Here is a 12,083-nt window from a genome sequence, read left to right on the forward strand (position 1 = left end):
GGTGCGGACGCTCACGCTGCGCGGCGGCGCGCGTGTCGCGGTGGTCGCGGCCCAGTGGTACGACGCGTTCGGCCTCGTCACCCGCGGGCGGGTGCAGCTGGAACTGCGCGACGGCGAGCCCGGGCCGGTCCTCGGACGCGACTCCGGTTTCTGGCTCGGCGGCACCGGCGTCCGCGCCCTGCGCAACCCCGGTCGTCGCACGGCGACGGTGCGCATCCTCACCCCCACTCCCGATCAATGGAGGAACGACATGAACAGCAGGATTGAACCCGGGGTCGTCGCAGACCCGGCACCGGCCCGGACCAGCCACACCCACCGATTCCGCGGGCTCGCCGTCACCGGCCTCATCACCACGCTCGCGGCGATGGTGGCCACCACCCTCGCCGCCGCGCTCGCCCGGGCCGTCGGCGTCGACTTCGAGATCCCCGACGGTGGCGAGACGATCCCGTTGCCCGGGTTCGCCGTCGTGACCGGCTTCTTCTCGGTCGTCGGCATCGTCATCGCCGTCGCTCTTCTCCGCTGGAGCGCTCGCCCGGCCCAGCGATTCGTGTGGACGGCAGTGTCGCTGACCGCGCTCTCGTTGGTCCCGCCCCTCCTCTCCGGGGCTGACACCGCCACTATCACCGCCCTCCTCGGGCTGCACCTCGTCCCCGCCGCGGTGATGATCCCCACCCTGGCCCGGAGCCTCCGCACCTGGACCGACTGACGATCCCGACCTTGACAAGGGTCTATAAAGTACTGCGAAGGTGTGTGGCGATTTCGGGGGAGAGCGCCGGTGAGACTGGTTGCGGGGGTCGCGGTGCTGGCCTGCCTGGCGGCATGCCAGCCAACTCCCAAGCAGGCGACCTCCGACGGCTCCGACCCGATCGTCACCACCAAGGCGGCACCGACGTCGATCACGTTGCCGGCCGAGGCCTTCGACCTGTCCTGGCGTCAGCTCGATCGTTATGTGAGCCAGGACGGGCGATTCGAAGCGAAGCATGTCAACGAATGGATTGTGGTCACCCGGGACGGCGAAGAGTTCGGCCGATTCGGCACCGCTGTGGAGAGAATGCTCGGCGCGGACTTCTCGCCGGACGGACACTATCTCGCCGTAGCCGACCCGGATACCGTGATCCTTTATGACTTGACGACCAGGCAGCCGAAGGCCCTGTTCACCCCGCCCGTGGAGAGCATTCGCTTCTCAACGGACAGCGCCTACCTGGTCGGCCGGGAGGACTACCAGAAGGTTCGCAACGGACGCCTCGTGGTGGTCGATGTGGCGACTGGGAAATGGATCACCTCACCGGTGCCGCCGAAGATCGAAGTGTCCAACGATCCGGGCAAGTACTGGTACTCCGGATCGCTCGCCGTTTTCGATCACGGAAAGCAGGTCGTGGCCGCCGGCAGCGACGGATTCCTGCACTGGGCGGTGGAAAGCCAGAAGCTCACCTGGGTGCCGTGCGGCTGCGGAGCCGACACGGGCGCGGTGAACCGTGCCGGAAGCCTGGTGGCCCTGGTTATCCCGGACAACAAGCTGTCGCTGTGGGAGGTGGCCGGCCGGCGCGAGCAGCGGGTCTGGACGCTGCCTGAGCGGCCGCCGCTCAACGGGGACTATCAATTGCGGTATTTCGGTGTGGAGCCGCACTTCACGGAGGACGGGAAATGGCTGCTGCTCGACGGAGGCGAGGGCGGGCAGGTCTGGTCGATACCCGACGGCGTCCGCGTGAAGATCCTGCCCCGCGGCAGGAACTGAGCCCGCGGCGGCGGGTGCTGCAGTCCATCAGCAAGGGATGGTGGTTCGTGGTCGGCGGCACCGTCCTGGCTGTCATCGGTGCCGCCGCGGGCATCTATGTGCCGAAGATGCTCGACCCGCAGGACGAGCGGCCCATCGCGGTCAACGTGGTGAGCAACCCCGCCACCGTGCCCGCCTGGGGCAACGACGTGTTCTCGTTCGTCATGCCCACGGACGCACGTCCCGCCACACGTCCTCCGCTCGACTGCCCCTCGATCGTGGATTGGGCGCACGGCAACGGCGGGGTGGATCAGGAGGCCACCAGGGTGCGGCTGGTGGTGCAGGGCGCATCCGACAAGGGCGTGCTCATCGAGGGGATGCGCGCCCGCGTCATCAGGCGTTCGGCGACCCCTGACCCGGGCGGCGCCTCACTGACCTGCGGCGGCGGGCAGGGCACCGTCACGCCGCGGCAGGTCGCCATGGATCTGGATGCGGCGGAACCGTCAGCCGAGTACGCCGCCAAGGTGGACGGCCGGCTGCCGCTCTTCGGGTTCACCCTCGAAAAGGGAGAGACCGAGGTCTTCGAGTTGACCGCCACCACCCGGGGCACGGTGGAATGGGTCATCGATCTCGACCTCGTCGTGGGCGGCGAGTCGCAGAACGTCGACGTGACCAACCACGGCCGGCCCTTCCGGACGACGGGTTTCAAAAGTCCGCACGGTTACCGGGTCATGGCCGGGACGGACCATTGGGTGGAATGCACGGGAACCCCACCGACCTGCGGCACCACAACAGTGTCGCCGGCTGAATTCCGCTACTCCTGACACCTCCGCCCCGGAGCCGGCGAGCACCGCGACGCGCGGATGCGACGAGGAGCGAGGCCCTGTCAGGGGGTCAGCCGCCGGGACAGCGCCTCGCCGGCCTCGGCCAGCCACGTCGTCGGGTCGTCCATAGCCGCGTCGATCGAGCCGGCGAGTTCCACCAGGGACACCGCCGCCGCCACCGACCCGGGAACCCGTCCGGCGACCTGCCCCGCGGCCACCGCCACGGGTACGCCGGCGGACGCGGCCGCGTCGAGCAGCGAGCCGACCACCTTGCCGGTCAGCGAGGTGTCGTCGAAGCGTCCCTCTCCGGTGAGCACCAGGTCCGCGCCGGCGAGCGCTTCGCCCAATCCGACCAGCGTGGCGATCGTCGCCGCGCCCGGCGTGATCCGCGCGTCCCACAGCGCCGAGAGACCGTACGCCGTGCCGCCGGCCGCGCCGGCGCCGGGCTGGTCCGGCGCACCGTCGGCCAGCCCGGCGAACCGGCCCAGCGCCGCGTCCAGCAGCGCCACGGCCTCCGGGCCGGCGCCCTTCTGCGGTCCGTAGGTGGCGGCGGCCCCGGCCGGGCCGGTCAGCGGCGCGGTCACGTCGACCAGCAGGTGCACGCCGCCGGGCGGCGGGGGCACCAGGCCGGTGGTGTCGAGGCGGGCCAGCTCGGCCAGCGCCGCGCCACCGAGCGGCAATTCCCGGCCCTGGTCGTCGTGCAGCCGCAGCCCGAGGGCGCGCAGCGCGCCGGTGCCGCCGTCGGTGGACGCGGAGCCGCCGAGTCCGATGACGAGGCGGGTGGCCCCGGCGTCGAGGGCGGCCCGCGCCACCACGCCCAGCCCGTAGGTGTGCGCGCCGAGCGGGTCCGGGCATTCCAGCAGCGGCAGCCCGCTGGACTGGGCCAGCTCCAGCACGGCGGTCCGGTCCGGCAGCAGCAGCCACGCCGCGTCGACCGGCCGGCCGTCCGGCCCCGGCACGACCGTCGTCCGGCGCTCGGCGTCCGGCAGCGCCGCGGCGAAGGCGTCGACCGTGCCTTCGCCGCCGTCGGCCAGGGGGAGCAGCCGTACGTCGTCGCCGGGCCGGTGGGCCAGCCAGCCGCGGGCCAGGGCCCTGGCCGCGTCGCCGGCGGTGACCGAGCCCTTGAACGAGTCGGGCGCGACGACGACGCGCATCAGTCGGCGAGCACGAGCTGGAGGTAGCGGTCCTTCATGGTGGCGAGGACCTCGTCGGGATCGGTCGCCCACACCTCGGCGTTGAAGATCTCCACCTCGGTGTCGCCGGTGTAGCCGGCCTCCTCGACGGCCCGCCGGAACGGCGGGAAGTCGATGTGCCCGTCGCCCATCATGCCCCGGCCGAGCAGCACGTCGGCCGGGAGCGGGGTGAGGAAGTCGCAGACCTGGAAGCTGGCGATGCGGTCGCCGGCCCGGGCGATCTGCCGCCAGACGTCCGGGTCCCACCAGATGTGGAAGGTGTCCACGACGACGCCCACCTGCGCCACCGGGAACGGTTCGGCCAGGTCGATGGCCTGCCCCAGGGTGGACAGCACCGCGCGGTCCGCGCAGTACATCGGGTGCAACGGCTCCAGGGCCAGGCGCACGCCCCGCTCGCCCGCGTACGGGGCCAGCTCGGCCAGGGCGTCGGCCACCCGCTGCCGGGCGCCGATCAGGTCGCGGGAGCCGGGCGGCAGGCCGCCGACGACCATGACCAGGCAGTCCGTGCCCAGGCCGGCGGCCTCGTCGATGGCGCGCCGGTTGTCCTCCAGCGCGGCCCGGCCGGCCTCGCCGCCGGCGGTGAGGAAGCCGCCCCGGCACAGCGACGACACCCGCAGTCCCGCGTCGGCGACGAGCTTCGCGGCGGCAGCCACCCCGATCTCGGCGACCGGCTCCCGCCACAACCCGATGGCCGGGATGCCGGCGCGGACGCAGCCCTCGACGGCCTCCCGCACCGACCACGACTCGGTGGTGCGCTGATTCAGCGACAACTTCGCCAGGCGGGGGTCGACGGCCCTCACGGTGTTTCCTTCCGTTCGCGACTGCGGGGCTCGCAGGACCGGCTCACTCCTCGCGCTCACGCCGACACCCCCGCCACCGACAAATAGCGGCGCATCCGGGCGACGGCCAGGTCCGGGTCGAGCAACAGCCCGGCGGCGTCGGCGAGCCGGAACACCTCCACGAGGTGCGGCACGCTGCGCCCGCTGTGCAGGCCACCCACCATGGTGAAGCCGGGCTGGAAGCCGTTGAGCCAGGACAGGAAGGCGATGCCGGTCTTGTAGTACTGCGTCGGCGGGGCGAAGACGTGCCGGGACAGCGGCACGGTGGGGTCCAGGATCTCCCGGAAGCCCGCCGTGTCACCGGCGTCGAGGCGTTGCAGCGCCGCCGACGCGGCCGGCGCGATGGCCGCGAACGCGCCGAGCAGCGCGTGGCTGAACCGGCGGCCGTCACCGGCGATCAGCTCCGGGTAGTGGTAGTCGTCGCCGGTGTAGACCTTGACGCTGGGCGGCAGCAGCTCGCGCAGCCGCACCTCCCGCTCGGCGTCGAGCAGCGACACCTTCACGCCGTCGATCCGGTCGGCGTGCGCCTGCACCAGCGCCACGAACGTCTTGGTCGCCTCGTCGAGATCCGTCGACCCCCAGTAGCCGGCGAGGGCCGGGTCGAACATGTCGCCGAGCCAGTGCAGCACCACCGGCGTCGACGTCTCCCGCAGCACCTGCTCGTAGACGCTCAGGTAGTCGTCGGGCCCGGTGGCCAGCGCGGCGAGCTGCCGGCTGGCCATCACCACGGGGACAGCGCCGCACTCCTGCACGAAGGCGACCTGCTCGGCGTACGCGCTGACGACCTCGTCGAGGGTGTCGGGCAGGCCGGTGAGCTGGTCGGTGGCCGCCCCGGCCACGATGCGCCCGCCGCAGGCGGCGGCGTCCGCGGCGCTGCGCCGGATCAGCTCCCGCGTGGCCGCCCAGTCCAGCCCCATGCCGCGCTGGGCGGTGTCCATGGCCTCGGCGACGCCGAGCCCCCAGGACCAGAGGTTGCGCCGGACGGCCAGGGTGGCGTCCCAGTCCAGCCGGGCGGGCCGGCCGGGCGCGTTGTCCGCGTGCGGATCGGCGACCACGTGCGCCGCGGCGTACGCGATCCGGCTGACCGGCGGGGTGGCCGGCCGCTGCCAGCCGGCCGGCTCGCGCAGGGTCAGCTCCGCGGCGCCGCCGTCCGGGCGGGGGAGGGCGATGCGGACGGTCACAGCCCGATCTCCTCGATCTCGACCCGTCGTCCCTCCTTGGCCGAGCGCAGCCCGGCCTCGGCGAGCTGGACGCCGCGGGCGCCGGCCAGGAAGTCCCACGGGAACGGCTCGCCGTCGACGACGTGCCGCAGGAACGCCTCCCACTGGACCTTGAACCCGTTGTCGAAGTCGTCGTTGTCGGGGACGGTCTGCCACTGGGCGCGGAAGTTCTCGGTGACCGGGAGGTCCGGGTTCCACACCGGCATGGGGGTGGCGCCGCGGTGCTGGATGCGGCACTCGCGCAGCCCGGCCACGGCGCTGCCGTGCGTGCCGTCGACCTGGAACTCGACCAGTTCGTCGCGGTAGACCCGGACCGCCCAGGAGGAGTTGATCTGCGCGGTGATGCCGCCGGCCAGCTCGAAGATGCCGTACGCGGCGTCGTCGGCGGTGGCCCGGTAGGTCTGGCCGGTCTCGTCGACCCGCTCGGGGATGTGCGTGGCGATGTGCGCGGTCACCGCGGTGACCGGGGCGAAGATCTGCTCCAGGACGTAGTGCCAGTGCGGGAACATGTCCACGGTGATGCCGCCGCCGTCCTCGGCCCGGTAGTTCCAGCTCGGCCGCTGGGCGTCCTGCCAGTCACCCTCGAACACCCAGTAGCCGAACTCGCCGCGCACGGACAGGATCCGGCCGAAGAAGCCGCTGTCGACCAGCCGCTTGAGCTTGCGCAGGCCGGGCAGGAACAGCTTGTCCTGCACGACGCCGTTCTTGACGCCCTTGGCGGCGGCGAGCCGGGCCAGTTCCAGCGACCCGGTCAGCCCCTCGGCGAGCGGCTTCTCGGTGTAGATGTGCTTGCCGGCCTCGATGGCCGCCCGGATGGCCTTCTCCCGCTGCGCGGTGACCTGCGCGTCGAAGTAGATCTGGTGGGAGTCGTCGGCGAGCGCGGCGTCCAGGTCGGTCGTGTACGACGTCAGCCCGTGCCGGGCGGCGATCTCGGCGAGCTTGGCCTCGTTGCGGCCGACCAGGGTCAGCTCGGGCCAGATGCGGCTGCCGTCGCGGGCGGGCAGGCCGCCCTGCTCGCGGATGGCGAGCAGGGACCGGACCAGGTGCTGCCGGTACCCCATCCGGCCGGTCACCCCGTTGAGGATGATCCCGATTGACGTGCGCTCCACGTGTGTGTCCTTCCAGTGGTTATTCGGCGGTCGTCGTCGCACCGAGCAGGTCCCGGATGCGTCCCGTGGCGCGGGCGAACTCCGGCGCCGACATCGTCTGGCCGTAGTCCCGCTCGACGGGCAGGTCGACGTCGATGACCTCGGCGACGGTGCCGGGTCGAGGGGTCATGACGATCACCCGGTTGGCCAGGTAGACCGCCTCGGCGATGGAGTGGGTGACCAGCAGGACGGTGGTGCCGGTCTCCCGCCAGATCCGCCGCAGTTCGACGTTCATCTGCTCGCGGGTGAGGGCGTCGAGCGCCCCGAACGGCTCGTCCATGAGCAGCACCGGGGGGCGGTGCAGCAGCGCGCGGCACAGGGCCACGCGCTGCTGCATGCCACCGGAGAGCTCGTTCGGGTACGCGTCCTCGAAGCCGGTCAGCCCCGTCATGGCGATCAGCTCGTCGGCGCGCTGCCGGGCCTGCGCCTTGGGCATGCCCCGCATCTCGGCCTGGAGCAGGATGTTGCGCCGGGCCGTGCGCCACTCCAGCAGGGCGGCGCGCTGGAAGACGTACCCGATGTCGCGCCGGGGTCCCCGCACGTCCTCGCCGTGCAGGCGGACCTGGCCCGACGACGGCCGCAGCAGGCCGGACACCAGCTTGAGCAGCGTGGACTTGCCGCAGCCGGACGCGCCGACGATGGCGACGAACTCGCCCGGCTCGATCCGCAGCGAGACGTCGCGCAGCGCCGTGACGTCCTTCTTCTTGGTGTGGAACCGGACCGCGACCTCGTCGATCTCGACCGTGGCGCCGGTCGCCGTGGCGTCCGCGGAGCGCTGCGTGGTGGTGTTGCCGACCGTCATCGGTCTCATCCCTTCGGTGCGAAGCTCGCGTCCCAGTAGGCCGACGGGGACTCCGCCTTGGTGATCACGCCGGCGTCGGCGAAGACGGTGATGGTCTTCTGCCAGTCGGACTCGTCGTTGACGCCGGGGGCCTGGCCCTTGGTGGCGTCGGTGTGCAGCAGCTGCAGCGTGGCGTTGAACTGGTCGGTGAGCACCTTGGCCGACGGCAGCTGCTGGGACGCGCCCTGCATGGCCGCGACCGCGCCGGCGGCGTCCTTCTCGGCGGCGGTCCACGCCTCGCTGCTGGCCGCGACCATCCGCTTGACCAGGTCCTGCTTGTTCTTGATGGTGTCGTTCGAGGCGATCAGGCCGTTGCTGTAGAAGCTCAGGCCGTGCTCGGCGAACTTCAGGTAGGAGACGGGCTTGCCGGCCTTCTCCTGCATGGTGGGGCCCTGGTCGGTGGCGAAGCCGAGCAGCGCGTCGGTCTTGCCCGACATGACGGCGGCCATCTTGCCGGCCGGGTCGGTGTTCTGCAGGGTCACGTCGCCCGCGGCGAGACCGTTGGCCTTGAGGAACGCCGGGAAGGTCTTGCTCAGCGCGTCACCGGCCGTGGAGGCGATGGTCTTGCCCTTGAGGTCGGCGGGGGAGGCGATGCTCTTGTCGCTGAAGAACTGCACCGACGACGGGGTGGTCTGCAGGAAGACGCCGACGCTCTTGACGTCCATCCCCTGGCCCACGCCCGAGAGCAGCGCCGGGGTGTCGGCCCAGCCGAAGTCGGTCTGCCCGGCGGCGGTGGCCTGGACGGTTTTCTGCGAGCCCTGCCCGGCCTGGATGGTCAGGTCGATGCCGTGCTTGGCGAAGATGCCCTGCTTCTTGCCCAGGTAGAACGGCGCGTGCTCGCCGTACGGGTACCAGTTGAGGGTCAGGGTGACCTTGTCCAGGCCCTGGGCGTTCTTCTCCTGCTTGTCGGAGGACGAGCCGCAGGCGGTGGCGGCCAAGAGGAGCGCCGGCACGAGCGCGACGGCGAAAGTACGCAACTTCATCCGAGGGTTCTCCTGTTCACAGGGTGGTGGTGGCGGCGTCGGTACGGCGGCTGGCGTGCCACGGCAGCACCAGGTACTCCAGCAGTTCGACGACGACGAAGAGGACCACGCCGAGCAGCGACATGATGATCAGCCCGGCGAAGAGGGTCGGGGTGTCGAGGTTGCCGTTGGCCTGCAGGATCACGTAGCCGAGGCCCTCGTTGGCGCCGACGAACTCACCGACGACGGCGCCGGTGACGGCCATGGTGGCGGCGACCTTCAGGCCGGCGAACAGGTGCGGCAGGGCGGCGGGGAACCGGATCTTCCGGAACGTCTGGGCCTGCCCCGCGCCCATGGTCGCCGACAGTTGCAGCATCTCCGGGTCGATCGACTTCATGCCGGTGACCGTGGAGATGACGATCGGGAAGAAGGCCATGAGGACCGCGACGACGACCTTGGGCGAGAGCCCGAAGCCGAGCCACACGATGAACAGCGGCGCGATCGCGATCTTCGGGATGACCTGGGCGAACAGCAGCAGCGGGTAGAGGCTCTTCTCGACGGTGGGGGAGTAGACCATGACCACGGCGGAGAGCACGCCGACCGCGATGGCGATGGCGAAGCCCAGCACCGTCTCGTACGTGGTGATCCAGGTGTGGTGCGCGAAGTAGCCCGGCTGGGCGAGGACGACGTCCAGCGTCGTGCCGGGGGAGGGAACCAGGTAGGGCTTCACCAGGTCCGCGGCGGTGACCACCCACCAGACGAGGAGGATGGCCACGAGGACCGCGGCCGGGCGCCAGGTGTTCCGGGCGAACCGGAGCAGGCCGGCGCCGGTCCCGCCCGCTCGGCGGGCGGCCGACGTGGTGGCGCCGGCGGGAGCGGTGCGCTCCCGTTGCTCGATGGTGCTCTGCGCGGCCATGACCCTCCGTTCTCCCTGGCTGGCCGGCGGTTTCCGGGTACTCAGCCGCTGGGTAGGCGCGTGCCGTCGGCAGGGCCGGACGACCCCGGTGAGGACGGGGAACCGGCCCTGAATGCGCTTTCAGTAAGCGCTTTCAGGCTGCTACGGTAACCACGCCGAAATAATCCGGTCAAGAACTTCCGCAGGGGGAACTCGATGCAGCCACGGGCGCACGTGACCTTGGAAGACGTGGCCAGAGCCGCCGACGTCTCGCTGGCCACGGCCTCCCGGGCACTCAACGGCATGCGCGTCACCCCGCAACTGCGCGACCGGGTCCTCGCCGCCGCCGAGAAGCTGGCGTACACCCCGAACGCGCACGCCCGGGCCCTGGCCGGCGCGTCCCACCGCACCGTCGGCGTCATCTGCCACGACGTCACCGACCCCTACTTCGCCGCCATCGCCGGCGGCGTCATGCGGGTCGCCGGGGACAACGACCTGCTCGTCATGCTGGCCAGCACCTTCCGCGACCCGGAGCGGGAGATCGCGTACGTGTCGATGCTGCGCGCCGAGCGCGCCCCGGCCATCCTGCTGATCGGCTCCGGCTTCGAGGATGCCCGCTGGGAACGGGCCCTGGAGGCCGAGCTGAAGCCCTACCTGGACGGTGGCGGCCGGGTCGCCGTGGTCAGCCGGCACCGCAGCCTGAAGGTCGACAGCGTGCTGCCGGAGAACAAGGCCGGCGCCGCCGCCATGGCCCGCGCCCTGCTCGACCTCGGCCACCGCCGCTTTGCCGTGCTCTCCGGACCGCGGGCGCTCACCACCGTCGCCGACCGGCTCGGCGGCTTCCGCGAGGAACTGGCCAAGGCCGGCGTGGCGCTCGACCCGGCCGACATCGTCGAGGGCCCCTTCACCCGCGACGGCGGGTACGGCGCGATGTCCGAGCTGCTGTCCCGGGGCTCGGCGGCCACCTGCGTGTTCGCCCTGACCGACGTGATGGCCATCGGCGCCTGCGCGGCGCTGCGCGACCAGGGCCTGTCCGTCCCGGGCGACATCTCCGTCGCCGGCTTCGACGACATCCCCATCGTCCGCGACCTCACCCCGGCGCTGACCACGGTCGCGCTGCCGCTGCAACGCCTCGGGGAGAAGGTGATGGAGCTGGCGCTGACCGAGAACAACGGGCGACGGCGGCGGCTCCTGCGGATGGGCGGCGAGGTGGTCCTGCGCGGCAGCACCGCGAAGGTGGGCTCGTGACCCCGCTCGCCGGCCTCACCATCGAGGCGGTCGACACGTACGCCGTCGCGCTGCCCACCATCCGCTCGTTCGGCGTCTCCGGCGGCTCGGTCGCCGTCGCCGGCACGCCGAGCATCCGGGTGCTCGTCAAGGTGACCGCCGGCGGCGTCACCGGCTGGGGCGAGGCCACCCCGATCCCGGCCTGGACCTACGAGACCGCCGAGTCCATCGTCACCACCGTCGACCGCTACCTCGCCCCGGCCGTCCTCGGCCGCCCCGCCTGGGACCTCGACGGCGTCACCACCGCCTTCGACCGCGCCATCAACCGCGGCTTCACCATCGGCTCGCCCCTGGCCAAGAGCGCGGTCGACATCGCCCTGCACGACCTGCTCGGCCGCGCTCTCGGCGTACCCGTCGGGGTGCTGTGGGGGCAGCGCCGCCGGGACACCATCCAGCTCGGCTGGATCGTGTCCGGGCAGACCGCCGGGGAGGTCGCCGACGCCGTCGCGGAGGGCGGTGACCTCGGCTACCGGGCGTTCAAGGTCAAGGTCGGCCTGCACAGCGAAGCCGAGGACGCCGCCGTGGTGCGGGCCGTCCGCGAGGCCGCCCCCGACGCCGCGCTCTGGGTGGACGCCAACCAGGGCTACACCGTCGACGGCGCGCTGCGGATGGCCCGCCGGCTGGCCGAGTACGACGTCACCACGTTCGAGCAGCCGCTGCCGGCCAACGACGTGGCCGGGCAGCGCCGGCTGCGGGAGTCCTCACCGATTCCCGTCGCCCTCGACGAGAGCCTGCGCCACCCCAGCGACCTGGCGACCTTCGTCAAGCTCGACGCCGTCGACGTGGCCATCGCCAAGGTGCAGCGCAGCGGCGGGCTGACGCTGTCGCGAAGGCTCTGCGCGCTCGCCGAGGACGCCGGGGTGCGGCTCATGGGCTCCGGGCTCACCGACTCCGACCTGGGCCTCGCTGCATCCCTGCACCTGTTCGCCGCGTACGGCATCGACACCCCCGTCGACCTCAACGGCCGGCAGTTCCTCACCTCCTCCTACGCCACGGCAGCGACGGTCGAGGTGAAGGACGGCGTCGCCCAGGTGCCGACGGGGCCGGGGCTCGGCGTCGAGGTGGACGAGTCAGTGGTGCGGGAACTCGCCGTCGACGTGCTCGCCCGATAGCCGCCTGAGCCACTGCCCGGCGTCCCAGGCCCGCCCCCTCTGACGTGC

12 protein-coding genes are annotated in these 12,083 nt (G+C 72.0%); 5 read left to right on the forward strand and 7 right to left on the reverse strand.

The genetic code is table 11. From position 1 onward, the window contains the following. Window position 1 precedes the first annotated feature (1 nt). From ABZS80_RS22695 to ABZS80_RS22705, 3 genes are all read left to right on the forward strand, one after another. The gene (locus tag ABZS80_RS22695; RefSeq protein WP_355058732.1) at window positions 2-706 is read left to right on the forward strand and encodes a DUF6069 family protein; all 705 of its coding nucleotides are present in this window, start codon (window positions 2-4) and stop codon (window positions 704-706) included. 69 nt (window positions 707-775) lie between these two features. Further along, a complete protein-coding gene (locus ABZS80_RS22700) occupies window positions 776-1,735 on the forward strand; it encodes a WD40 repeat domain-containing protein (protein WP_355058734.1) in 960 nt (319 codons plus the stop codon). Window positions 1,736-1,749: 14 nt separating this feature from the next. Then, a complete protein-coding gene (locus tag ABZS80_RS22705) occupies window positions 1,750-2,538 on the forward strand; it encodes a hypothetical protein (RefSeq protein WP_355058736.1) in 789 nt (262 codons plus the stop codon). Window positions 2,539-2,600: 62 nt separating this feature from the next. On the opposite strand, the gene ABZS80_RS22710 is transcribed toward ABZS80_RS22705, so the two are convergent. Genes ABZS80_RS22710 through ABZS80_RS22740 form a run of 7 tightly spaced genes read right to left on the reverse strand, consistent with a single transcriptional unit; the run spans window position 2,601 to window position 9,657 of the window. After that, entirely contained in the window at window positions 2,601-3,692 is a 1,092-nt protein-coding gene (locus ABZS80_RS22710; protein ID WP_355058737.1) for a glycerate kinase, read from the reverse strand. Next, window positions 3,692-4,531: a sugar phosphate isomerase/epimerase family protein gene (locus ABZS80_RS22715; protein ID WP_355058739.1), complete on the reverse strand. Its 840-nt coding sequence runs from the start codon at window positions 4,529-4,531 to the stop codon at window positions 3,692-3,694. The genes ABZS80_RS22710 and ABZS80_RS22715 overlap by 1 nt, the downstream gene beginning before the upstream one ends. Before the next feature lie 56 nt (window positions 4,532-4,587). Continuing rightward, complete coding sequence (locus ABZS80_RS22720; protein WP_355058741.1) at window positions 4,588-5,751, reverse strand: dihydrodipicolinate synthase family protein; 1,164 nt, start codon at window positions 5,749-5,751, stop codon at window positions 4,588-4,590. After that, on the reverse strand, window positions 5,748-6,899 hold the full coding sequence (locus tag ABZS80_RS22725; protein WP_355058742.1) for a Gfo/Idh/MocA family oxidoreductase: 1,152 nt from the start codon (window positions 6,897-6,899) through the stop codon (window positions 5,748-5,750). The genes ABZS80_RS22720 and ABZS80_RS22725 overlap by 4 nt, the downstream gene beginning before the upstream one ends. A 19-nt stretch (window positions 6,900-6,918) precedes the next feature. Beyond that, on the reverse strand, window positions 6,919-7,740 hold the full coding sequence (locus tag ABZS80_RS22730) for an ABC transporter ATP-binding protein (RefSeq protein WP_262285775.1): 822 nt from the start codon (window positions 7,738-7,740) through the stop codon (window positions 6,919-6,921). 5 nt (window positions 7,741-7,745) lie between these two features. After that, window positions 7,746-8,762, reverse strand: a complete 1,017-nt coding sequence (locus tag ABZS80_RS22735; RefSeq protein WP_355058744.1) for an ABC transporter substrate-binding protein — start codon at window positions 8,760-8,762, stop codon at window positions 7,746-7,748. Window positions 8,763-8,778: 16 nt separating this feature from the next. After that, window positions 8,779-9,657, reverse strand: coding sequence for an ABC transporter permease (locus tag ABZS80_RS22740; RefSeq protein ID WP_355058746.1), 879 nt, complete (start codon window positions 9,655-9,657; stop codon window positions 8,779-8,781). Window positions 9,658-9,885: 228 nt separating this feature from the next. On the opposite strand from ABZS80_RS22740, the gene ABZS80_RS22745 reads away from it, so the two are divergent. Both ABZS80_RS22745 and ABZS80_RS22750 read left to right on the forward strand, forming a co-directional pair. Further along, window positions 9,886-10,884 (forward strand): LacI family DNA-binding transcriptional regulator, encoded by a 999-nt coding sequence (locus tag ABZS80_RS22745; RefSeq protein WP_355058748.1) that lies wholly within the window; start codon window positions 9,886-9,888, stop codon window positions 10,882-10,884. Then, window positions 10,881-12,035, forward strand: a complete 1,155-nt coding sequence (locus tag ABZS80_RS22750; RefSeq protein ID WP_355058749.1) for an enolase C-terminal domain-like protein — start codon at window positions 10,881-10,883, stop codon at window positions 12,033-12,035. The genes ABZS80_RS22745 and ABZS80_RS22750 overlap by 4 nt, the downstream gene beginning before the upstream one ends. The last annotated feature ends 48 nt before the right edge of the window (window positions 12,036-12,083 follow it).

The sequence above is a fragment of the Micromonospora sp. NPDC005305 genome (genome assembly GCF_040607315.1).
In the GTDB taxonomy this organism is placed as follows: domain Bacteria; phylum Actinomycetota; class Actinomycetes; order Mycobacteriales; family Micromonosporaceae; genus Micromonospora.